This is a genomic window from Shewanella loihica PV-4, from assembly GCF_000016065.1.
Lineage (GTDB): Bacteria > Pseudomonadota > Gammaproteobacteria > Enterobacterales > Shewanellaceae > Shewanella > Shewanella loihica.
The window spans coordinates 1,186,398-1,209,438 of sequence record NC_009092.1 but is presented as its reverse complement, the minus strand read 5'-3'; the positions used below and the strand labels follow the sequence as shown (position 1 = coordinate 1,209,438).

Annotated in this window: 19 protein-coding genes; 7 read left to right on the top strand and 12 right to left on the bottom strand. The window is 53.0% G+C overall.

Annotation, left to right across the window (positions count from 1 at the left end):
* The 9 genes from SHEW_RS05395 to rppH all read right to left on the bottom strand — a co-directional run bounded on the left by SHEW_RS05395 (position 1) and on the right by rppH (position 8,207).
* Positions 1 to 456, bottom strand: a complete 456-nt coding sequence (locus SHEW_RS05395; protein ID WP_011864850.1) for a protein YgfX — start codon at positions 454 to 456, stop codon at positions 1 to 3.
* Positions 437 to 676 (bottom strand): FAD assembly factor SdhE, encoded by a 240-nt coding sequence (locus SHEW_RS05390; RefSeq protein ID WP_041406484.1) that lies wholly within the window; start codon positions 674 to 676, stop codon positions 437 to 439. Before SHEW_RS05390 ends, SHEW_RS05395 begins: the two co-directional genes overlap by 20 nt.
* A gap of 76 nt (positions 677 to 752) precedes the next feature.
* On the bottom strand, positions 753 to 1,661 hold the full coding sequence (gene nhaR / locus SHEW_RS05385; RefSeq protein ID WP_011864848.1) for a transcriptional activator NhaR: 909 nt from the start codon (positions 1,659 to 1,661) through the stop codon (positions 753 to 755).
* A 20-nt stretch (positions 1,662 to 1,681) separates the two neighbouring features.
* A complete protein-coding gene (locus SHEW_RS05380) occupies positions 1,682 to 2,065 on the bottom strand; it encodes a hypothetical protein (protein ID WP_011864847.1) in 384 nt (127 codons plus the stop codon).
* Positions 2,062 to 3,237 (bottom strand): Na+/H+ antiporter NhaA, encoded by a 1,176-nt coding sequence (nhaA, locus tag SHEW_RS05375; RefSeq protein WP_011864846.1) that lies wholly within the window; start codon positions 3,235 to 3,237, stop codon positions 2,062 to 2,064. The genes SHEW_RS05380 and nhaA overlap by 4 nt, the downstream gene beginning before the upstream one ends.
* Positions 3,238 to 3,543: 306 nt before the next feature.
* Positions 3,544 to 4,395, bottom strand: a complete 852-nt coding sequence (locus SHEW_RS05370; RefSeq protein ID WP_011864845.1) for a thymidylate synthase — start codon at positions 4,393 to 4,395, stop codon at positions 3,544 to 3,546.
* 122 nt (positions 4,396 to 4,517) lie between these two features.
* Entirely contained in the window at positions 4,518 to 5,312 is a 795-nt protein-coding gene (locus SHEW_RS05365) for a sulfite exporter TauE/SafE family protein (RefSeq protein WP_011864844.1), read from the bottom strand.
* Positions 5,313 to 5,416: 104 nt separating this feature from the next.
* Positions 5,417 to 7,648, bottom strand: a complete 2,232-nt coding sequence (gene ptsP / locus SHEW_RS05360; protein WP_011864843.1) for a phosphoenolpyruvate--protein phosphotransferase — start codon at positions 7,646 to 7,648, stop codon at positions 5,417 to 5,419.
* A gap of 34 nt (positions 7,649 to 7,682) precedes the next feature.
* Positions 7,683 to 8,207: an RNA pyrophosphohydrolase gene (gene rppH, locus SHEW_RS05355; protein WP_011864842.1), complete on the bottom strand. Its 525-nt coding sequence runs from the start codon at positions 8,205 to 8,207 to the stop codon at positions 7,683 to 7,685.
* A gap of 694 nt (positions 8,208 to 8,901) precedes the next feature.
* On the opposite strand from rppH, the gene mutH reads away from it, so the two are divergent.
* Together mutH and SHEW_RS05345 are read left to right on the top strand one after the other, a co-directional pair.
* Positions 8,902 to 9,573, top strand: a complete 672-nt coding sequence (gene mutH, locus SHEW_RS05350; protein ID WP_011864841.1) for a DNA mismatch repair endonuclease MutH — start codon at positions 8,902 to 8,904, stop codon at positions 9,571 to 9,573.
* 339 nt (positions 9,574 to 9,912) lie between these two features.
* Positions 9,913 to 10,992, top strand: a complete 1,080-nt coding sequence (locus tag SHEW_RS05345) for an adenylate/guanylate cyclase domain-containing protein (RefSeq protein WP_041406482.1) — start codon at positions 9,913 to 9,915, stop codon at positions 10,990 to 10,992.
* Between the two features lie 2 nt (positions 10,993 to 10,994).
* On the opposite strand, the gene oxyR is transcribed toward SHEW_RS05345, so the two are convergent.
* The 3 genes from oxyR to mnmL all read right to left on the bottom strand — a co-directional run bounded on the left by oxyR (position 10,995) and on the right by mnmL (position 13,592).
* Positions 10,995 to 11,912: a hydrogen peroxide-inducible genes transcriptional activator OxyR gene (oxyR, locus tag SHEW_RS05340; protein WP_011864839.1), complete on the bottom strand. Its 918-nt coding sequence runs from the start codon at positions 11,910 to 11,912 to the stop codon at positions 10,995 to 10,997.
* Positions 11,913 to 12,117: 205 nt separating this feature from the next.
* A complete protein-coding gene (locus SHEW_RS05335; RefSeq protein ID WP_011864838.1) occupies positions 12,118 to 12,483 on the bottom strand; it encodes an Hpt domain-containing protein in 366 nt (121 codons plus the stop codon).
* Positions 12,484 to 12,656: 173 nt separating this feature from the next.
* A complete protein-coding gene (gene mnmL, locus SHEW_RS05330) occupies positions 12,657 to 13,592 on the bottom strand; it encodes a tRNA modification radical SAM protein MnmL/YtqA (protein WP_041406479.1) in 936 nt (311 codons plus the stop codon).
* Between the two features lie 487 nt (positions 13,593 to 14,079).
* Between mnmL and gltB the strand changes: the two genes are divergently transcribed.
* The 5 genes from gltB (at position 14,080) to SHEW_RS05305 (ending at position 22,687) form a co-directional block, all read left to right on the top strand.
* Positions 14,080 to 18,528, top strand: a complete 4,449-nt coding sequence (gene gltB, locus SHEW_RS05325) for a glutamate synthase large subunit (RefSeq protein ID WP_011864836.1) — start codon at positions 14,080 to 14,082, stop codon at positions 18,526 to 18,528.
* A 5-nt stretch (positions 18,529 to 18,533) separates the two neighbouring features.
* Complete coding sequence (locus tag SHEW_RS05320; RefSeq protein WP_011864835.1) at positions 18,534 to 19,943, top strand: glutamate synthase small subunit GltD family protein; 1,410 nt, start codon at positions 18,534 to 18,536, stop codon at positions 19,941 to 19,943.
* 992 nt (positions 19,944 to 20,935) lie between these two features.
* A complete protein-coding gene (locus SHEW_RS05315; protein WP_011864834.1) occupies positions 20,936 to 21,637 on the top strand; it encodes a dual OB domain-containing protein in 702 nt (233 codons plus the stop codon).
* Positions 21,630 to 22,082, top strand: coding sequence for a DUF488 domain-containing protein (locus tag SHEW_RS05310; RefSeq protein WP_011864833.1), 453 nt, complete (start codon positions 21,630 to 21,632; stop codon positions 22,080 to 22,082). Before SHEW_RS05315 ends, SHEW_RS05310 begins: the two co-directional genes overlap by 8 nt.
* The gene (locus SHEW_RS05305) at positions 22,082 to 22,687 is read left to right on the top strand and encodes a DUF4326 domain-containing protein (RefSeq protein WP_011864832.1); all 606 of its coding nucleotides are present in this window, start codon (positions 22,082 to 22,084) and stop codon (positions 22,685 to 22,687) included. The genes SHEW_RS05310 and SHEW_RS05305 overlap by 1 nt, the downstream gene beginning before the upstream one ends.
* Positions 22,688 to 23,041: the final 354 nt, after the last annotated feature.

The window sequence follows — 23,041 nt, the reverse complement described above, 5'->3', positions numbered from 1 at the left end:
TTAGCCAAATCTCAGTAGCAGGCGACACAGGTGCCGATAACCTGTGTCGTCGAACATATCCCGCCATAAGATAACCAGGCGTTTCTGCTCTCCCTCGTATAACCAGAACAACACCACCAAGGGACTGACCCAGATCCTGCGATAACTGAGTCGTTGCTCGATTGCTTCCTCAACCTGCTGCACTTGCGTATGCGAATCTAACTCGTCGCGGAGTAGACCTATTCTGCCCGACTCATCCAGCCAAAAGGCAAGGGACCAACGTCTTAGCACAATAAACTGATAGAGGAAGAAAGTGATTGTGGCCAGCAAGAAGCCATACTTGAGGGTGAGAAACCAGAGAGAGGTGATTGGCGGCCAGACCAAAAAAGCACTCAGGCACAGGGCGGCGAAACAGACCAGCGAGAGTCGCTGGTCGAAGGAGGCTGTCAGGTGAAAGTTATGGCGCCGCCCGGCCACGAACTTTGACCACCATGTCGGCAAGCTGCGGGTCTGGACAGGCCTCATGGCCCATAAACCAGGCAAACAACTCAGGATCTTCACACTCTAACAGACGAACGAAAACCGCCTTATCATCTATAGACAGCTGTTCATATTGGGTCTCAACAAAGGGTTGAAACAATACATCAAGCTCTAACATGCCCCGTCGGCACGCCCATCTTACTCTGGCTATGTTCATTGGCTCTGACACACAACTACTCCCTTATTTTCGATTGGCGATAGTGTACCAGTTAGGCCTCCGGCTTCACACCGTTTTATAGCCGCTCCACCTCGAGGTCCTTACCGGCGAAGAGATCGCTAAAGTCAGTTTCCAGCAGGGATTTTACCGCCGGATGTTGGATCATCCGCTCGGCAAACATCACATGGTAGACCTCCTTGATGTCATCAGTCTCACCCAGAATCTGCATATCGTGGGCGAGAATATCCTGCTTATAGATAGATGGCGCCACGAAGATCCCCTGCTTAAAGAAGCCAAACGCCTTCATCATAGCCGCATCGTCGAACTCACCGAGTATGGTGACATCCAGGCCATTCTCATCGAACCAGTGATGTAACTGCTGACCAAGCGAGGTGCGCTTGCCTGGGATCAACAACTTGCCCTCCTCCAGACAGGCGGGGAAGGGTTTGTCATAGGTGGTCGAGGAGAAAAACGCCACGCCGCACTCGCCAAGCTTCTTCGATAGGATCTCTGGATACTTGAGCGACTCACCGGCGCAGTCGGATAAGATCATATCCAGCTTATGGGCCCTTAAGCGCTCCATCAGGCTCTCATGGGTCGCCTCATAACAGGCTAGATGCATGGAGCCATCGCTGGGCACAACCGAAAGCAGCACCCGACTGGCCAGGGCCTTAGAGAGCGCATCGGCGATACCTACCTCGAACAAGATATTATTATCCTTTTGATAATTCAGGATATCTAACATCTCATAGCTGAGGCTGAACATCTTATCGGCGTAGCGAAACACCAGTTCGCCCAACTCGGTGGGTTCGAGATTACGCCCCACCCGCTTAAACAGGGTACCGTTGAGGCGCTGCTCCAGTACGCGGATCTGCCCAGTTACCGTTTGCGGGGTCAAACATAAGGTTTCGGCGGCCTTGGCCACCGAGCCCTTCTTATGCACCATCCAGAAATAATATAGATGGTTGTAATTCAGATGCGACATCAAGGCTCGCGTCTCTCCTGCTATTTAAGGCGTTGGCAATCCATCATGTTGTACATGACTTCACTTAGCGTCTCTATCGAATCTACCTTGCCCATATCCAAGGCCTCGGAGAGTCCCTGCACCAGGCTATCGCGATCCGGCAGGCGTCCCTCGCAGTAGGTGCGGTTGGCCTCTTCGAAGCGCTTGCCACTGCGGTACTTGAGCGCGCGGGACTCATATCCATTAGTCTCGACCCGCTTGCCCATCGCATTAGGCTTAAACATGAGGGCACCGTCGACAACCCCCTCCAAGTAATGCTGACAGGCGACGCTGTTGACATCTTTATCGCACGCCTCTAGCTGGCTGGCATAGGCGCCCCCGGTCAAGCCGAATGAGAGCATGAGTGTCACGACGAGTTTTTTCATGATTTTTCTCCTTTCTCTGGAAGCACCTTAGATAACCAAAAATAACCTATCACCGCCGACATAATTGACCCGGTCAGAATGCCAAGCCTTGCCAGATCACCATAGGCCTCGCCATCGCCGATAAAGGCCAGGGATGAGATGAACATCGACATGGTAAAGCCGATACCACACATCACGGCTACGGGGGCGATATGACGCCAGCCCATGCCTTCGGGCAATGCAGCCAGCTTAAGCTTGACCGCCACGAAGCTAAACAGCAGTACCCCAAGCGGTTTACCCAGCAGTAAGCCAAGTGCGATACCCACAGGCACAGGCGATAACAGATCCCCAAGGCTCATGCCCGACAGATCGACCCCTGCATTGGCAAAGGCAAAGATAGGCAATATGACAAAGGTGCTCCATGGGTGCAGGCTATGTTCCAGATGCTCTGACGGTGAGCTACCATCTTTGGCCCGCAGCGGAATACAGAATGCGATGATCACACCGGCCAGGGTAGCGTGTACCCCAGATTTGAGCACAGCTATCCAGAGGATCAGACCCACCACCCCATAAGGAGCCAGCGCGGTCACGCCCTTACGATTTAGCCCCACCAAGATCACTATCGCCAACGCGGCAACGACTAAGCTGATGGCAGAGAGATCTGTGCTATAGAACATGGCGATGATCACCACTACACCAAGGTCATCTATGATGGCCAGCGCCAGCAGGAACACCTTAAGCGCCACCGGCACTCGGCTACCCAGCAGCGCCATGATACCCAGCGCGAAGGCGATATCGGTAGCGGCAGGAATAGCCCAGCCCACCTGAGTAATAGGGTCGGCATAGTTAAAGATCAGGTAGATCGCCGCAGGGAAGATCATGCCACCTATAGCGGCAAAGGTTGGCAAGGATGCCTGCTCACGGCTCGACAGAGCGCCTTCCAGCAGCTCACGCTTCACTTCCAGGCCGATCAACATGAAAAACAACGCCATCAGGCCGTCGTTAATCCAGTGGATCAGCGTCTTATCAATGTCCAGACTGCCCACGCGCACCTGCATCTCTGTGTGCAGGAAGCCTTGATACAGGCCCGACAACGGGGAGTTCGCCATGATCATCGCCAAGATAACGGCCGCCATCAGTAAGATGCCACCGGCCGATTCCTGGCTCAGAAAATTTCTAATCGCCTTTTCCATAAATAAACTCCAAAAACACTTAATGTATTGAGTCTAGCGGAATGCAACCTAGCTGAATAATCGTTTGCATCGGCATTAAACATCGGTAATTCCGAGGTATTAAGTGTAGTCAGTCACCACGGACTAATCAATAGCATGCAGTTTTACTTAGCGGGAGTGGCGATTAAAGCCATCTGTGACGGGGATCACAGGGAGTTTCTGGTTTAAAGGGGGATTTTTTATGCAGAATAAATTAATAAAGCGCGGCGACTCACAAAGAGTCTACCGCGCCTTACCTCAGAAATTCCTCAGTCTTAAGCATGACCCTTAGACAGAGAAGGGATACTGAATCGCCTCGTGGTGCTGATAGCCAGTCACCTCGAAATCGTCCATGGTGACCCAGGTCTCGAGATCTTCCAGCGACTTGATATCTGGATTGATGCTTAGCTTAGGCGACGGGAATGGCTCGCGCTTAAGCTGCACCTCCTGCATCAGGGGTAGCTGGTCTTCATAGATGTGGGCATTAACTATCTTATGGTAGGCCTTACCCGGCTTATGACCTGTGATCTGCGCCACAATCGACAGCAAGGCAAATACCTGCACCTGATTGAAGTTAAGCCCCAGGGGCACGTCGCAGGAGCGCTGGAAACTGTTGAGGTATAAGGTATCGCCCAGCAATGAGAAGTTATGGGTATGCATACAGGGACGCAGACAGCCCATGTGAAACTCACCGGGATTGTAGAAGCTTAAGATCTCACCGCGATCATCAACCCCCTTTGACAGGTTATCGATTATCTTTCTCAGCTGATCTACTACGCCGCCATCTGGCTTTGCCCAGGCTCTGCCCTGCACCCCGTATACCCGGCCCATATCGTCATGACCCTTACGGTGAGGGTTATTCAGCCAGGCACTGTTTTCATTGGCGTTGGCATCCCATGTCTTGGCGCCCAATTTTCTGAAATCGGCTGCATTGTCATAGCCCCTGAGGTAACCCAGCAGCTCGGCAATCGCCCCCTTCCAGAAACTCTTGCGGGTGGTGATCAGGGGAAACTCGTTGGCGGCCACATCATATTCCAGATCGGCATTGATCACGGTTAAACAGCGCTTTCCCGTGCGCTCGTTTTCAACCCAGACGCCCTCATTGATGATTCGTTCACATAATGCCAAATACTGTTTCATCTTATCCTACTTATCATTGTTGCTTGGATGGGGGCCTTAGCGCCCTTCCCTAGTCGAGTCTAAATCTAGCGTTAGCCGAGCCTTAGCTCCCCTTTCTTTTAGCCGCCTTATGACAGCCATCTCTAGCTGAGGGCTAACTTGATCCCGGTAAAGAATAACATGACGGCGAAGATTTTCTTCAGTCTTGCCGTCGGCCAGACACTGGCCGCCTTCGCCCCCAGTGGCGCCGTCAACATAGAGGTGCAGACGATGCCGAACAAGGCGGGCAGATAGATATAGCCCAAGGTGTATTCGGGTAGCCCTTGAGTCGCCCAGCCAGCAAACACATAGCTGAGGCTACCAAACAGGGCGATCATCAGCCCTGTCACAGAGGAGAAACCTATGGCATGACGCATCTGCACGCCGCACCAAGTCAAAAATGGGATAAACAAGATGCCGCCGCCTATGCCCATTAGTGCGGCTATGATGGCGACAAACATCGCGGTAACAAACAGATAGGGACTCGCGGGCAAGCTTCGCTCGCCCTCGGCCGCCTTAAAGGGAAACACCATCTGCAGCGCCATCAACACCAAGAAGCCGGCAAATACTTGCTTGAGTAGCTGAGCGGAAAACAGCGAGGAGATAAAGCCTGCGGACAGGGCACCGACTATCAAACCCGGCAGCATGATGGTAAGTAGATGCCAGGGAATATTACCGCGGGCATGATGGGCCCGGGCAGATGAGGCCCCGGTTAGGATGATCGCCGCCAGCGAGGTGGCAATAGCCACGTGGGTCAAATGCTCTGGCACTACGCCCGCCATGGGCAGAAGAAACAGCAATACAGGTACGGCTATCACGCCGCCGCCAATACCTAACAGGCCCGCCATAAAACCGATGAAGGCCCCCAGGGCAATACAACTGACAACTATGGTGAACATGTAACCTCGACGGCAGTGGCGAAATGAGGCATTAGCTTAAAGGAATTACCGACAGATTGAAATTGCCTAGCGCTCACAGTCGAGACTCAATTACAGAAACTCACTTATAGGAATTCATCCAAGCATTTCTCTTTCAGATAGAGCGTCAGCAGTTCCCTCACCTCGAAGCCGTTGGTCAGCGACAGCGCCTGGGCAAGCAGCTCGCTCAAGTCCTGATAGGACACCCTGCGGATCAGATAGTTGATCTTGGCCAGGCTGCCCTGATTCATACTCAACTGGGTATAGCCCATGGCGACCAGCAGCAGTACGCCCATGGGTTCGCCAGCCAGCTCGCCACAGACGCTTATTGGTAGTCTGTATTCTCGGCACGCCAGCCTCGCCTGGGTCAGCGCCCGTAAGATCCCAGGATGATAGGAGTCATACAGCGTGCTGACTCTAGGATTGTTTCTATCGACCGCCAGCAGGTATTGGGTCAGGTCGTTCGAGCCGACAGAGATAAAGTCGACCCGCTTGGCCACCTCTTCGAGTTGGAACAGCAGCGCAGGCACCTCCAGCATTATGCCTATCTTAGGCCGCTGCAGGTCAGGATGAACATCTTGCTTCACCTCGAGATAAGCCTGCTCCAGGTAGGCGATGGCCTGATCTATCTCGTCCAAACAGCAGACCATGGGCAGCAGAATATGCAGCTGCTCACCGCCCCCCGAAGCATTGAGCATGGCTCTGAGCTGCACCAGAAACAGCTCGGGATGATCCAACGTCAGACGGATCCCGCGCCAGCCGAGGAAAGGGTTCTCCTCGATAATAGGCAGATAAGACAATGGCTTGTCACCGCCCACATCCAGGGTGCGCATCACCACGGGACGCCCAAGCGCCGCATTCAACACCTGACGATAGACCTCGACCTGCTCCGCCTCGCTGGGGAAGCGGGTCTGCAACATGAAGGGGATTTCGGTGCGATACAGGCCGACGCCGTCGGCGCCCTCGGCGATCTCCGAGGCCAGGCTGCTTAACAGTCCGGCATTAAGGTAGAGATGAATTCGGCGCTCATCTAAGGTCATGGCAGGCTTAGACAGCTCCTCGGCATAGCGTTTCTGCAGCGCCTTCTCCGCCGAGATCAGGCTGCGATACTCACCTATCAGCGTCGGTGTAGGCGAGATCAGCACCTGTCCGCGGTTGGCGTTGAGGATCAGCTGCTTGCCATCGATACCGGCATTGAGGATCCCCTCGACACCTATCACCGCCGGGACGCCGAAAGCGCGCGCTAAGATAGCCGCGTGGGAGTTAACCCCACCCAGCTCTGTGACTATGCCCACCAGCTTGTGCTGGGGGAACTCGGCGAGCATGGTCGCTGTGGCTTCCTTGGTCACCAGAATAACGGGCACATCCAGTTCCAGCTGCATCTTCTGCGGCTCGATCAGCTCACGCAGCACCCTCTGGCCCAGATCGCGGATATCCGTCGCCCGCTCCTGCATGTAGGGGTCTTGCATCTGCTGGAAATGATCTATGTAGCGCAGCGACACCCGGCTCACCGCCGAGATAGCCGTCCAGCCCGCCTGGATCTCCCGCCCATATTCACCGCCAAGGCTGGTATCATCCAGCAGCAGTTGCAGGGCGGAGAAGATAGACTGCACCTCTTTCTCATTCTCGCCATCGAAGCGCTGGGACAGGGCGCTGAGGGTGTTGCGACAGGCATCCAGCGCCTGACTCAGGGCTAGCAGTTCTTCGTCGACCTGCTTAGTGCGACGCCCCTGCTGCTCTAAGGGGATCTCGCCCCCCAGCACCATGGCGTGGGCGATCACTACGCCGCTAGCCGCCGAGGTGCCGGTATAGACACACTTGTCCGGCGCCGATTTCACCTCGGCTTTCTTACGCTGCTCACGCACCGCCACCGCCAACTGGGCGGCGAGCGTCATCAGGAAGGCCTCTTCGGCCTCGCTAAATTGGCGCGCGTCGGCCTGCTGCACCACCAGCACGCCTAGGATTAATTTCTGATAGATGATGGGGACGGCGAGAAAGGCTCGAAAATCTTCCTCGTCGACTTCGGTGAATAGCTTAAATCTGGGGTGTTGCTGGGCATCGGCCAGGTTAACCGGCTCTTCGCGTTCGGCCACCAGGCCGACCAAGCCCTGGCTCATGGGCATCTTGACCTTGCCAACGGCTCTGGGGTCCAGGCCATCGGTGGCCGACAACACCAGCTCCTGCTCTTCCAGGATATAGATGGAGCAACACTGTGTCTCCATCGCCGACTTGGTCTGGCGGACTAGCAAAGAGAGGGCTGATTGAAGATCATCGGCTGCGGCTACGGCCTGAGTAATGTCTCTGAGCGTCTTTAACACAGCCTACCTCTCCCTCTATTGCTTGCCATCTTAGCTACCTGCGGCGACCTCTTCTTCTGCCGCCTTGAGTATTTTCCTGAGCCTGAAACGGCAAGGCCGTCGGCGCAAACTCTTTCATTACCTTGCGGTACACGTCTCGTTTAAAGGATACCACCTGTCTGACCGGATACCAGTAACTGACCCAACGCCAGTCGTCGAACTCCGGGTGGCCGCTGGCCGCCAGATCGATGGCAGACTCCTGACTCTTCAATTGTAATAGAAACCACTTCTGCTTCTGTCCGATACATAAGGGTTTACTGTCTTGCCTAATTAACCGTTTAGGTAATCTATAACGCAACCAGGAACGAGTTGAGGTTAACACTTGCACATGTTCAGGCCTTAACCCAACTTCTTCATACAACTCCCGATACATGGCTTGCTCGGCGCTTTCGCCTTCATCCACGCCACCTTGCGGAAATTGCCAGGAATGTTGACCAAATCTTCTGGCCCACATCACCTGCCCAAAGCGATTACAGATAATGATGCCTACATTTGCACGAAAGCCGTCACTATCAATCACATGGACTCCAAAATGAAATATTCTAATGAATCGATTGTTTCACAAAGCGGCGTCGGCGGCAATTCCCCATTAACAGATATTGTTTGGATAAAAAACTAAAATTTTTACTTTTATCAACAGAGCCTGACAGGCAAACTCGAGGATATCCACAAAATCTGTGGATATCTCTGTTTGAAACTCAGTTAAAATTGTCAATTCAGCCAAATCACGGATCAAAACCCAAGCAGATGCCAGCCGGGATTTAATCAATAAGCAACTGTAATTAAATAAAAATCAATTGTTCACACAGTGTGATCATTTGTTCACACTTAGAGATCGCACAAAAAACACCCAAAGCCTGTGTCAAGTAAAAAACCAAATAAAACCCCCAAAGGTTATTCACAGATAAATAGATTTATCGACTCTAACAGCGGAAAAATGTCATCAAAATCCCCTTGACAAGGGTTTTATTATTCTGCCCTGTGACAGACTTATTCAGTTATCCAATAAATCTGTGGATAAGTGTGTTGGAAAGGGTGGGGAAATCACAGAGTAACTAAAATAACTCGCGATGTTCCTAAATGAACAATATGGCTAAAACGATGTTTTTCAGTCACTTAATTTAAAAATGCTCAAGGATCTCCCTGTCCTAAAAAGATCGCACAATTTTTAACCTCGATTGATTAAGTGCATAACTCGGGTAAAATCCCTCCCCATGAAAAGTAAAATTCTTCCCCCCGAATCCCTCGACGAGCTGATGCAGCGTGCCCAGGAGATGGCCGGACTCACACTGGGCCAGCTGGCCGAGCTTCACCATGTCGCCGTGCCGAGCAACCTGAAACGGGACAAAGGCTGGATAGGCCAGCTTATCGAGCTCGAACTGGGGGCCACCGCCGGCTCTAAGCCGGAGCAGGACTTTCTCCACCTCGGCGTCGAGCTCAAAACCATTCCTGTGGATGAATCGGGTAAGCCGCTAGAGACCACCTATGTCACTGTCGCGCCGCTGATGAATATCAATGGCCTCAGATGGCAGGAGAGTCTGGTATATCATAAGTTACAGCGGGTGCTGTGGATCCCGGTGGAGGGCATTCGCCACAAGCCGATTGGTGAGCGGCGCATCGGCAGTCCGATCCTCTGGACCCCGAGCGAAGAAGAGATGGCGCAGATACGTCAGGACTGGGAAGAGATCATGGAGCTTATCGCCCTAGGCAAGGTCGAGCAGATCACCGCCCGTCACGGCGAGGTGCTGCAGCTCAGGCCCAAAGGCGCCAACAGCCGCGCACTGACCCAGAGCATAGCGCAAGATGGTCAGGTTAAACTCACCAACCCGCGGGGCTTCTATCTTAAAATCCCCTTCACTCAGCAGATCTTGAGCCGCTATTTCTAGGCGATTTGAGCTGGCCAGTCGTGGCTATTCGAATCGCTATTTAAAGGTGATTCGAACCGAAATTTTCCTTCTAGTTAAAAGGGGTGACAGAGAAGGGTCATTTCTCACACTTTAGACTTTTAGATAATCGACAAAGTGCACCTCTTTCTGTCAGCATCCCCCAAGAAAAAAACAATCACCACGGTCACTTAACACTTGTTCAACATAAATTTGTCGCTTTTTTGGCACATCTAGACTTCATTTGACTTAGATCACAAATATCACTGGAAATTGTAGGGGTGTTTTCTATACACTAGCGCATCCTGAGATTTGTGCAGCATTTAGGAATTTTCTGTCACTGTGAGAGCACGCATTCAAGCAAAGAAGCTCGTATTTGCCATTTTCGCTTGGGCTATTGCCATGGCGGCCTTTGTGTTTTTCCGCTATGCGCAAACACCAGAGCTGCCCCAATGGGCGGTAGGCACAGCCGATCTCGCGACCCTGGCGATCTATATGGGGATCATCTTTGGTAGTCTGCACTGGATGTCGAACCTGATCGCCGACTTTAGCGCCATCAATCGCCTGCCCTATCTGTTTTCGGTGATCTTCAAGGGACTCTTCCTCTTGCTTGGGGCGACCACCCTCGCCTACATGACCCAGTTCCTCAACATGTGGGCCATTGAGAACCATATGTCGACCCTCAGGCAGATGTTGACCGCTCATATTCTCTACAGCCCCTCGTTCCAGGCCCTGATCATCTACCTAGTAGTGGTGCGTGTCGGCCTGGCCTTCATCGAGCAGATGGCGCTTTTGGTCGGCCCACGTATTCTGTTTAATATCGGCCTGGGTAAATACCACAGGCCAAGGTATGAACAGCGTCTGTTTCTCTATCTGGACATGGTTGCCTCGACCACCCACGCGGAATCTCTGGGTGACTATCGCTTCAGTCGCCTGATCCAGGACTGCTTTAGCCTATTATCGGACACCGTGGTCAACAACGACGCCGAGATCTATCGCTACATGGGCGATGCCGTGCTGATCCACTGGCCGCTGGAAAACGGCATCATAGAAGATCGCAGCTTCAATATTTATTATGAGTTCAGCCAGCAACTTAACTGGCAGCGCAAGTACTTCGAAGAGCAGTATGGTTTTGTGCCTAAGTTTAAGGCGGCGGCCCACTGTGGTCAGGTGGTGGCGGCTGTGGTTGGGGTGCAGAAGCAGGAGATCAGCTTCTTCAGCGACGTGCTCAATACCCTGGCGAGACTTCAAGATCAGTGTAACCCACTGGGGCAGCGGATGCTTATCTCAGGCTCACTGCAGTCGCTTATCGACACTGGTGACAGTCACTACGACTTTACCAACCTTGGTCCAATCAAACTCAAGGGGAAACAACACTCTATCGAGGTGTATGGAGTTTCCCCCAAGGGTAGCAACAGTTAGGGCTAACTCTCCGCCTCCGCCTGTTCCAACAAGCTTTGAATCGCCTTACCTAAGGTTCTGAAGGTCATGATACGGCTGGAGGTCTGACGCCAGACCAGGCCTATATCCCGGTAAGGCGCCTCGCCCGGCGGCGTCAGGGCGGTGAGATCCGTATCATTCAATATCCCCGCATCTATCGCCATCTGTGGCAGGAAGGTGGTCCCCAGCTTGCTGTTTACCATCTGCACCAGTGTGTGCAAACTCGTCGCAGCGAAGGGGTTGATCTTGTCGCTATCGGCCAGACTGCAGGCGCTGATGGCATGGCCGGTAATACAGTGCTCTGACTGCAATAGGAAGATGCTCTCATCAGGCAGCGCCTTGTAATCTATGGGCTGGTGCACCTCACTGCTGAGCTCCTTGTGCATCACCAGCTTGAAGGGATCTATCCCCACCTTCATGCTGTGATAGCCACTGGTGTCGGCCGGCAGAGCCAGCAGCAGCAGATCCAATTCGCCCTTACCCAGGGCATCCAATAGTCGCTCCGTGGTGTCTTCCTTCAAAAACAGCGTCAGCTCGGGATATTCCTGCTGGCAATGTTTCACCACCCGGCTCAGCAGAAACGGCGCGATGGTAGGAATGCAGCCCAGGCGGATATCCCCTGTCATCGGCTGGCCCTGGTGCTTCACCAGTTCCACCAGATCGTCGACGTCCGTCAGCAGCTTGCGGGAGCGTTGCACCACCTCTTCGCCGATGGCGGTGAAGATAAAGGACTTATGATCGCGCTCGATCAGTTGATGACCCAGCTGCTCCTCCAGGTTTTGAATCCCACTCGACAGGGTCGACTGGCTCACGTGGCACAGCTTGGCCGCGCGATTAAAGTTCTGTTCCTGATAGAGATTGACCAGATAGTAAAGGTTTTTCAGGCTCGGCAGATGTTTCATAAAATCGATTACCAACTTCCATTTACATTCAATTACTCAATCTAACTCTAGCACAAGCGGCTCCCGGATTAACCCTCTCTTTTGCCAGAAGTGTGAAGCGCTGCCCAAAAGCGGCCAAATAGTACACAAATAAAAACGCCCCCGATGATCTCTCATCGAGGGCGCTATCAATCTTAGCTGGATTTGATTTACAGGCTTTGACCTATTAGGCCTTAGATTCCAGGTAAGCCTTCAGCTCGGCCAGATCCTGGCTGGCGTTGTCCACGATCACCTGCAGCCAGGTGCCGTGCTCGGCTGGCCACTCGGCCGCCTCGCCGTGTTGCAGCAGCTGAGCATACTGCTGGATACGTTTCAGTCCCACAGAACCGGCAGCGCCTTTGAACTTGTGCGCCTCAGAACATAAGGTATCTTTGTCTTGTGCTTCCTTAGCGTTGACCAGGTTGCCAACATACTCGGGCATCAACTGTTCAAACAAGACGACACTCTTTAGCAGAGTACCCGCACCGATAGCGCTGCAGTACTGCTCAAGTGTGTTGAGATCCAATATTGATTCTAACTCGGCTGTTGCCATCTTAAGGCACCTCTCGAAAAAAGCTGACGGGACAAGAATAAAATTCACCCCATAATAGCGCCTAGAATGACGGGCGCAACTAATTGAAGCATATGCAAGTTAAATAGCTCCTTATTTAACCTTTCATTAACCATGCGTTAAATTAATTGCTCAATTATTCACGTTTTTTGCGCCTAAACCGACAATTGATCACCTGCCGAATCGGTCAAATAATGCCCCTGTCCGCCCAGGCGTTCCAGGTTCTTGACGATGGCCACCAACCCCTCCCAGCGATAGGCACACCAGTCGGGTGCCAGCAGCATAGGTTTCTTGGCATAGGCGGTAACACGATGAAAAATCACCTCTTTAGGCGTGAGACGAATCAGCTCGCCGACGCTCTCTGCGTAGGCTTCCTGGGTCAATAAACTCATGCGCCCGGCCCGCCAGGCCTTGGCCATGGTGCTGCCCTCGACGATATGCAGTGGATGAATTTTGAGCCCATCGACCCCAGCATCCAGCACCGCCCTGTGACTGGCTAAAAAGTCCTCATGGCTCTCACCTGGCAGCCCTAAGATCAGGTGGGTACACACCTTTAATCCCGCCTTTCTCGCCCGGATGACAGTATCACGATACTCCTCAAAACCATGTCCACGATTGATCCGCTTAAGCGTCTCAAGGTTGGCGCTTTGCAAGCCGAGCTCCAGCCACACCTCCAGGCCACGGGCCTGATAACCGGCCAGCAGGGCGATCACCTCGTCGCTGACACAATCGGGACGGGTGCCGACACACAGGCCTACGATATCGCTGTCGGCCACCGCCTCATCATAGCGCTGCTTGAGCAACTGATACTCGTCATAGGTGCTCGTGTAGGCCTGAAAGTAGGCGATGAACTTGCTGGATTTGCCCTGGGCGCGCTCGCGACCATTGGCCAGCTGCACGGCGATACTGTCTATCGAGCCATGCTCATGGCTGAAGGAGGCCACATTACAGAAGGTACAGCCACCCCGTCCCAGGGTGCCGTCACGATTGGGGCAGGTAAACTTGGCATCCAAGGTCAGCTTCTTGAGGCGCTGACCATACTGACGCTTGCAATGCAGGCCAAAGGTGTTGACATGGCTATCCAGTCCCACGGGGTATTCTCTCGATCGATAAAAGGGCGGCGATTGTAACTGGCTTGATGGCGCCATTCTTGGTGCTACATCAATTTTTGGCGCCTTTCCCGGTGCGCCAGCTCACAAAGCCGGTGCAAACTTAGGGACGCAGCACAGTATCGGCTAATACATTGGTCTAAGATTTGTTAAATAATTCACTGTATATGCAATAAAAATCACTTTTTTAGATTAAAAGACAATAATCCTTTTTGTTACATTTTAGTAAAAAAGATTCAGAGCTATATTCAAAATTCTTTTTATTCATAATGTTATACAGCAACTTTTACAGTTGACGTTAACGTAAGGTTAAAATATAAACCGTATTAAACGCCCCACCCTAGTCATACTTTATGCACAAATTTGAATTGACCTTTTACTAGGCAAAAGTTAATTTGGATGGTTCGGGTGCACATCAATCGCTTGAATTTCCCCGACGTAGTATTGGTTAGTATTAGGGAGTTTTTATATGAGCTTGTATCACCCCAGTTTTGAACGAGATAACTGTGGTTTTGGCTTAATCGCCCAGATGGATGGCGAAGCCAGCCATAGAATTGTACGTACAGCCATTCATGGCCTGGATCGCATGAAACACCGTGGTGGTATTGCCGCCGACGGTCGTACCGGCGATGGTTGTGGCCTACTTATGCAACTCCCCATTAAATTCTTCGAAGCCGTGGCCAGCGAGAACGACTGGCACCTGAGCCGTAAGTTTGCCGTGGGCATGCTGTTCCTAAGCCAAGATGAGGAAAAGGCCAACTACACCAAACGCACCCTGGAACGTGAGCTGGAGAAAGAAACACTGAGTGTGGCCGGTTGGCGTGAAGTCCCGGTCAACCCTGAGGTATTAGGCCCCATAGGCCAGGCCAGCCAGCCCAAGATCTGGCAGGTGCTGATCAACTCACCCATAGGTTGGCGTGAGAAAGATCTCGAGCGTCGCCTCTATATGGCCCGTCGCCGTCTCGAGCAGCAGATAACTGACTGCGAAGACTTCTATGTTGCCAGCCTCTCTGGCCAGGTGATCGTCTACAAGGGGCTGATGATGCCCGCCGATCTGCCGGCCTTCTATCCGGATCTGGCCGACATACGTCTGCAAAGCGCCATCTGTCTGTTCCACCAGCGCTTCTCAACCAATACCTCGCCCAAGTGGCCGCTGGCACAGCCGTTTCGCTATCTTGCCCACAACGGCGAGATCAACACCATAACCGGTAACCGTCAGTGGGCCCGCGCCCGCGCCTACAAGTTTAATGCCCCACTGCTGCCGGATCTGCAGCAGGCAGCGCCCTTCGTCAACGAGAGCGGCTCAGACTCCTCCTCATTAGATAACATGCTGGAGATGCTACTCGCCGGCGGCATGGACCTCTACCGTGCCATGCGCCTGCTTATTCCGCCCGCGTGGCAGAGTAACCCAGAGATGGACGATGAGCTGAAAGCCTTCTACGACTTCAACTCCATGCATATGGAGCCCTGGGACGGTCCGGCAGGCATAGTCATGACCAACGGCCGCCATGTGGCCTGTGCGGTAGACCGTAACGGCCTGCGCCCATCACGCTATGTGATCACCAAAGATCGTATCCTGACCCTGGCCTCCGAGATCGGCATCTGGGACTATGCCCCGGACGAGGTGGTCGAGAAGGGCCGTGTCGGCCCGGGTGAGCTGTTGGTGCTCGACACCCTCAACGGTCAACTCTACTCTTCGTTTGAGATCGATAACGACCTTAAGCGTCGCCACCCCTACAAGGAGTGGATGGCCAAGAACAGTCAGACCCTGATACCCGCCGAGCAGATGCCGAGCGAAGCCCAGGGCGTATGTGAGTTCTCCGCCGATACCCTGCTGCAATACCAGAAGCAGTTCGGCTACTCCCGCGAGGAGCTTGAGCAAGTGATCTGGGTACTGGCCGAGAAAGGCGAAGAAGCCACCGGCTCCATGGGCGACGATACCCCTATGGCCGTGCTGTCGAAGAAGTCCCGTACCCTGTACGACTACTTCCGCCAAAAATTCGCCCAGGTGACCAACCCGCCAATCGATCCGCTGCGTGAAAAGCATGTGATGTCCCTGGCCACCTGTGTCGGCCGTGAGCAGAACCTGTTTAACGAGACCACTGGCCACGCCTACCGCGTAATGTTCAGCTCGCCTATCTTGCTCTACAGCGACTTCAACCAGCTGCTGGCGCTGGATTCGACCTATTACCGCGCCAACACTGTCGATCTAAACTATGACCTTAGCGAAGGCTTAGAGGCAGCCATTCGCCGCGTCTGTGACGAGGCCGAGCGCCTGGCACGTACCGGCACCACCTTGCTGATCCTCTCCGACAGGGCCACCGACAAGAGTAAGCAGGTGATCCCCGCCGCCATGGCCGTGGGCGCCGTGCAGCGCGTGCTGGTCGACAAGAGTCTGAGATGTGACACCAACATCATAGTCGAGACCGCCTCGGCCAGAGATCCGCACCACTTCGCCGTACTGCTGGGCTTTGGCGCCACCGCCATCTACCCTTACCTGGCCTACGAGAGCATCTCGGCGCTGGCCAGCCGTCATGGCGTGCGCGAGACCCAACAGCTGATGCTCAACTTCCGTCAGGGCATCGACAAGGGGCTGCGTAAGATCATGTCCAAGATGGGGATCAGTACCGTGGCCTCCTACCGCTGTAGCCAGCAGTTCGAAGCTATCGGCCTGTCATCTGAGGTGGTTGAGCTATGCTTCAAGGGTGTGGTCAGCCGCATCGAAGGCGCGAGCTTCGCCCTGCTGGAGAAAGATCAACAGACGCTGCAGAAGCTTGCCTTCCAGGCCCATCAGCCCCTGCCTCAGGGCGGTCTGCTGAAATATGTTGAAGGCGGTGAGTACCACTGCTTCAACCCAGATGTGGTCAACACGCTGCAGCAGAGCCTGCGCGATCAGGACTATGGCGTCTACAAGCGCTTCACCGAGTTGGTGGACGACAGACCCGTGGCGACATTGAGGGATCTCTTCACCGTCAAGGGTGACAAACAGGCTATCGAACTCGACAAGGTCGAGGGCGCATCCACTCTCTATCCAAGATTCGACAGCGCCGCCATGAGTATCGGCGCCCTCAGCCCAGAGGCCCACGAGGCACTGGCCGTGGCCATGAACCGCCTCGGCGGTCGCTCTAACTCGGGCGAAGGCGGGGAAGATCCGCGCCGCTTCAACTCGGAGCGTAACTCGGCCATCAAGCAGATCGCCTCGGGCCGCTTCGGCGTCACGGCGCACTATCTGGTGAACGCCGAGGTGCTGCAGATCAAGGTCGCCCAGGGCGCCAAGCCAGGCGAAGGCGGTCAACTGCCAGGCGACAAGGTGAGCGTAGAGATCGCCGCGCTGCGTAACGCACGCCCAGGCGTCACCCTGATCTCGCCGCCGCCGCACCATGATATCTACTCCATCGAAGACTTGGCTCAGCTGATCTTCGACCTCAAGCAGATAAACCCCAAGGCGATGATCTCGGTCAAGCTGGTATCCGAGCCAGGCGTAGGCACCATTGCCACAGGCGTGGCCAAGGCCTATGCCGACATGATCACCATCTCTGGCTACGACGGCGGCACGGGCGCCAGCCCTATCACCTCGGTGAAATATGCCGGTAGCCCCTGGGAGCTGGGTCTGGCCGAGGTGCATCAGTCGCTGGTCGCCAATGGCCTGCGCCACAAGATCCGCCTGCAGGTGGACGGTGGCCTCAAGACGGGTACAGACGTGATCAAGGCGGCCCTGCTGGGCGCCGAGAGCTTCGGCTTCGGCACCGTGCCTATGATCGCCCTGGGTTGTAAGTACCTGCGTATCTGCCATCTGAACAACTGCGCCACCGGCGTGGCGACCCAGAACAAGCAACTCAGGGACAATCACTACCACGGCCTGCCCGAGCGCGTGATGACCTACTTCGAGTTTATGGCCCGCGAGATCCGCGAGTGGATGGCCGCCCTCGGCGTCACAGAGTTCGAACAGCTAGTGGGTCGCAGCGACTGGCTCGCGGCGCTGGAAGGCGCCACAGACAAGCAGCAACAACTGGATCTGTCCGCCATTCTCTACAAGCCAGAGGTGCCAGAGGGCTGCGCGCTGACCTGGCGTGAAACCAACCCGACCGACGACAAGGGCGAGCTTAACCAGAAAATTTTGAGCCACTGCCAAGCAGCCGTCGATCAGGGCGAGCCACTGACCGCACGTTTCGAGATCAACAACACCGACCGTTCGGTAGGCGCGGCGCTGTCTGGCTACATTGCCACCAAAGTCGGCCGTCAGGGTGCCAAGGCGCCGATACAGCTTAACTTCAGCGGCAGCGCGGGTCAGAGCTTCGGCGTTTGGAACGCCCCGGGCCTGTCACTGGATCTGTGCGGCGATGCCAACGACTATGTGGGCAAAGGCATGTCGGGCGGCAAGATCACCCTCTATCCGCCTGTGGGCAGCATGTTCCAGAGCGAGAAGAGCGTCATCCTGGGCAACACCTGTCTCTACGGCGCCAGCGGCGGTAAGCTGTTTGCGGCCGGTCAGGCGGGCGAACGTTTCGCCGTGCGTAACTCGGGCGCCATCGCCGTGGTCGAAGGCCTGGGCGATAACGGCTGCGAATACATGACAGGCGGTATCGTGGTAGTGCTGGGTAAGACGGGCGTTAACTTCGGCGCCGGTATGACGGGCGGCTTCGCCTATGTGTTCGACCGCTTCGGCCACTTTAACCGCCGTCTCAATACCGAGATGGTGGATATGCAGAAGGTGACGGCGCCGATACAGCAACAGCACCTCAAGGGGCTGATCGAAGAGCACGTGGCCGAGACCGGCAGCGAGCACGCCAAGATGTTGTTAAACGATTTTGAAAACTGGATCGATTGTTTCGTCCTGGTCAAGCCTAAGAATGTGGCGCTCGATGATCTCCTGCGTCTGGAACAAACTGAACCTGCATTAGCAGTGGTAGCGGGGTAATGGCCATGAGTAACGATTTTCAATTTATCGAAGTAGGCCGTAAGGATCCGACCAAGCATGACGCCAAGCATCGCGCCACGCAGTTTATCGAGATCTATCAGCCCTTTGCACAGCCTCAGGTTAACGAGCAGGCAGACCGCTGCCTCGACTGTGGTAACCCCTACTGTGAGTGGAAATGTCCGCTGCACAACTATATCCCCAACTGGCTGAAGCTGGCCAAACAGGGACGCATACTCGAGGCGGCCGAGCTGGTGCATGAGACCAACACACTGCCAGAGATCTGTGGCCGCGTCTGTCCCCAGGACAGGCTATGTGAAGGCGCCTGCACCCTCAACGACGACTTTGGCGCCGTCACCATAGGCAACGTGGAGAAATACATTACCGACACCGCCATCGCCCAGGGCTGGCGCCCAGACATGAGCAAGGTGGTCAAGCGTCAGGAACGCGTCGCCATCATAGGCGCGGGCCCAGCCGGCCTTGGCTGCGCCGACATCCTCGCCCGCAACGGCGTCAAGGCGGTGGTGTTCGACAAGCATCCTCAGATAGGCGGCCTGCTCACCTACGGCATTCCCGCCTTCAAGCTGGATAAGTCTGTCATGGAGATCCGCCGCACCGTCATGGAAGGGATGGGCATAGAGTTTAAGCTGGGCATCACCGTGGGCCAAGATATCGGCTTCGACACCCTACTGGCCGACTATGACGCCGTCTTCCTCGGCATGGGTACCTACACCCCGATGAAGGCCGGACTGGAAAACGAAGATGCCAAGGGCGTCTACCAGGCCCTGCCCTACCTGATTGGTAACACCCACAACGTCATGGGCACCACAGACGAAGAGACGCCTTACCTGAGCCTGGCCGGTCAGAAGGTAGTAGTACTCGGTGGCGGCGATACCGCCATGGACTGTGTGCGCACCGCCGTCAGACAGGGCGCCAGCGAGGTAACCTGTGTCTACCGCCGCGACGAAGAGAACATGCCGGGCTCACGCCGCGAGGTGCAAAACGCCCGCGAGGAAGGAGTCAACTTCCTGTTTAACCGTCAGCCGACGGCCATCAAGACCAGCGACGGCGCGGTTAGCGGCATCGAATGTGTCGAGACCGCCTTGGGTGCACCGGACGACTCGGGTCGTCGTCGCCCTGAGCCGATTGAGGGCAGCGAGCAGCTGATCGAGGCCGATGCCATCATCATCGCCTTCGGCTTCCAGCCGAGCCCCGCCAAGTGGTTTGGCGACTATGGCATAGAGCTGGACCAATGGGGCCGCGTGGTGGCGCCTAAGGTAGCCGATAACCCCTTCCAGACCAGCAACCCTAAGGTGTTCGCCGGTGGAGACATGGTGCGCGGCTCAGACCTTGTGGTCACCGCCATCGCCGAGGGCCGCGACGCCGCACTTGGAATCCTCAACAGCTTCGAGGCTTAAGTCTGAACCGGCTCAGATTAGTTCTGAGCCGCATAATTTGGCTTGTGATTGGCGCTTTAGCTTTGAGTGAGAGTTAAAGCGCTTTTTTTTTGCCTGGGGAAAACCAGGCTGGTTTTTGGTGGTTTAACCTTCGGCCTCTTCGATATTTAATAATTTGATTTGAATTCGCACCTTCATGGTTATCTAACGCCTGCCCGGCGGGGGTTGTGCAGATACCCTTGTGAGACGCCGCAAGTACGCTCCCTGTAGGCTCTGCCGTTTCATCTGACCTCCAGGGAAGGAGGGAATGCCGAAAAATGTCTGGAACATTTTCGGCCCTGTAACGGAAGCTCACCAGTGTATCTACACTCGGTATCTAACGTCTCTTCGAATTAGCTGTATGTGATACGTGTAGCTAATCAGCTAGAGGGTATCCCTTCATGGCTGCCTAGTGCCTGCTCGGCGGGGGCGTGTGGGGATCTTATAGGTTGTAGCGTCTACCAGTTTGAGTATTGGGTGGATTATTGAAGGCCGTACCTTCAACGCAACCTAGCGCCTGCCCGGCGGGGTCATGTAGGGTTCATAAAAGGTTGTAGCGTCTATCTATTTGAGTATTTGATGGATTATTGAAGGTCGCACCTTCAATGCAACCTAGCGCCTGCCCGGCGGGGGTTGTGCAGATACGTCTGTGACACGCTGTGCGCCATCCCTGGCCGCTCTGCGGTTTCATCCCTGAAACCGAAGGTCACAGCCGTATCTACACTCGATATCTAACGACTCTTCGATTTGGCCACTTTTGATAACATTCAGGAAAACTAAATGAGCATTCTGTAGATTGCTCGTCTTGTTTTGGCCCAGCTCACTTTTTCCTTGTTATGCAATGCCATTATTGATATAAATTTCAGATGGTTAAAAAATGGTCGCGATATACATTAGATAATGGTGATTTACATAGGCGGCATTCTCGCTAATAAGCGTTAAGCGCCAATAAATTTCAAGCTCAAGGAGTGAACATGAGAGAAGTAATAATCACAGACCTAACAAGGTTTTCTACCGATGAAAATGTCTGTACTGCAGTTATTGATGTAGAAACCGGTGAATGTTTACGACCAATGCCTTACTTGAAAAGCGCCCAATGTAAAGAGCTAGGAATTCATCCAGGCGCAATTCTGAAAGGAAACCTCGTTTTAAATCCCAGCAGGGAAAACCCCCATGTAGAGGACGCAAGCTATTCTAATCTCAAGTTTTATGGAGCATGCAGCGGTGAGCAATTTCTTCAGGTTTTAGAGAATTCATTAAGTGACTCAGTATCTGAAGGTTTTGGTGTTGATTTCGATGTCAATCAGAAACATATTCCACACGATCAAGTGGCAAACTGTTCGATAATCACCATTAAAATCTCGCCGAATCAGTTAAGTATTCATGAAGACCAGTATAAACCGGGTAAAATTAAAGCTACATTCACAGATAATAGCGGGCATAGATACAGCTATCTGTCGATTACAGATAGAGGGTTTCATGACTACGCTAAAGAACATCAGAATGATGGCAGGCTTCATGATGTCACTAATTTGATCAATGAGCAGGATTCTGTCTATCTACGAATAGGTTTAAGTAGAGTATGGGCTGTTGGCGACAGGAATGGATATTGGCTTCAGGTTAATGGAATCTATACATTTCCTAAATTTCACGAGGAGATAAGAAGCTATGGATAGTGAAATTGATATCTATACAATTGGATTTACAAAAAAGAATGCCGAAACATTTTTCGGTTTTTTAAAGCGCTCGCAGGTAAAAACATTAATTGATGTTCGCTTAAACAATGTGTCTCAACTGGCAGGGTTTGCAAAAAGGGATGACTTGAAATTCTTTTTAAGAGAATTGTGCGGAGCAGATTACGTACACTCACCTGAGCTAGCACCAACTAAAGATATTTTAAATGCATACAAGAAAGGTGATATGCCTTGGGAGGTGTACGAAGAAAAATTTCTAAATTTGATGGGGCAAAGGAATATTGAGAAATCAATAAAGCCAGCATTGCTTGACCATGGCTGTTTACTATGCAGTGAGCATGAACCACATCTCTGCCATAGAAGGTTAGTGGTTGAATATCTTAATCAACATTCAGACTTAGATTTAAAAGTTAAGCATTTATACTAATGAATAATGTATTAATTCTTTATCCAAAGCTATTTAATTGCTACTCGAAGTTCTCGAGAAAAGTTTTGAAAATAACCTCGAGTCTTGGCGCAGCTACATTGGTGTATCCAGATGATCCAAATGGTTTAATTGAAAAGTTCTGTGAAGAAAGCTCAGGAAAAATGACAAATAAAGAATTTCCTAACTGGACTCCTGACGACATAACTCATGCCATTATTTTCGACGATGGTGAAGAGTTTATAGAAGAAACAGAGCGATTAAAAGAAAGTAAAAAACCATTAAGGTTAATTGGAATTTGCATAACACGAGTTATAAATATCAAGACTGAGACGGAATACCAATCAGAGAAAAGCACTCCAATTTATGAGTATATCGGAAGGGGTTCTTATTGGGGAAACCCTTACTCTATGTTTGAGGAGGGGGAAGATCGTGAAGAAGTTATAAGAAAGTACAAATACGACTTTGATTTTGAGAAATTCCCAAATAAGGAAAAGTCTGAAGTGTACAAGTTAGCAGGAAAGCGCTTGGGCTGCTTTTGCAAGCCGCAAGCCTGTCACGGTGATGTCCTTGCAGACTTTCTTAATTCGTGGGATGACGGCAAGTAAGCGCTTAACAAGGCGCTGCGCTCGGACAATTTTACGCTGCGCTCCAAAATTGCCGGTGAGCGTGGCGTTAGCACATAGAAAAATTAATCTGAAACTCATCAATATGGAACTAAAGTTCTAACAGGAAAATGTCCAAAAAAATTGGTGTATACATGCACTACACCTGCTGCCAAGCAATTTAAAACTATGTAGCATTGGTCTTCAGCAGGCAAAATTCATTTCCACAAAACCTTGGCCATTCACGCCCTATTCAAATACCTATGCTTATCAAATACGGTCAAATCGAAGAGATGAAAAACCGGGTGTAAACACGCTTTTGGCCTTCGAAATCATGGATGATTTCGCAGAGCATCC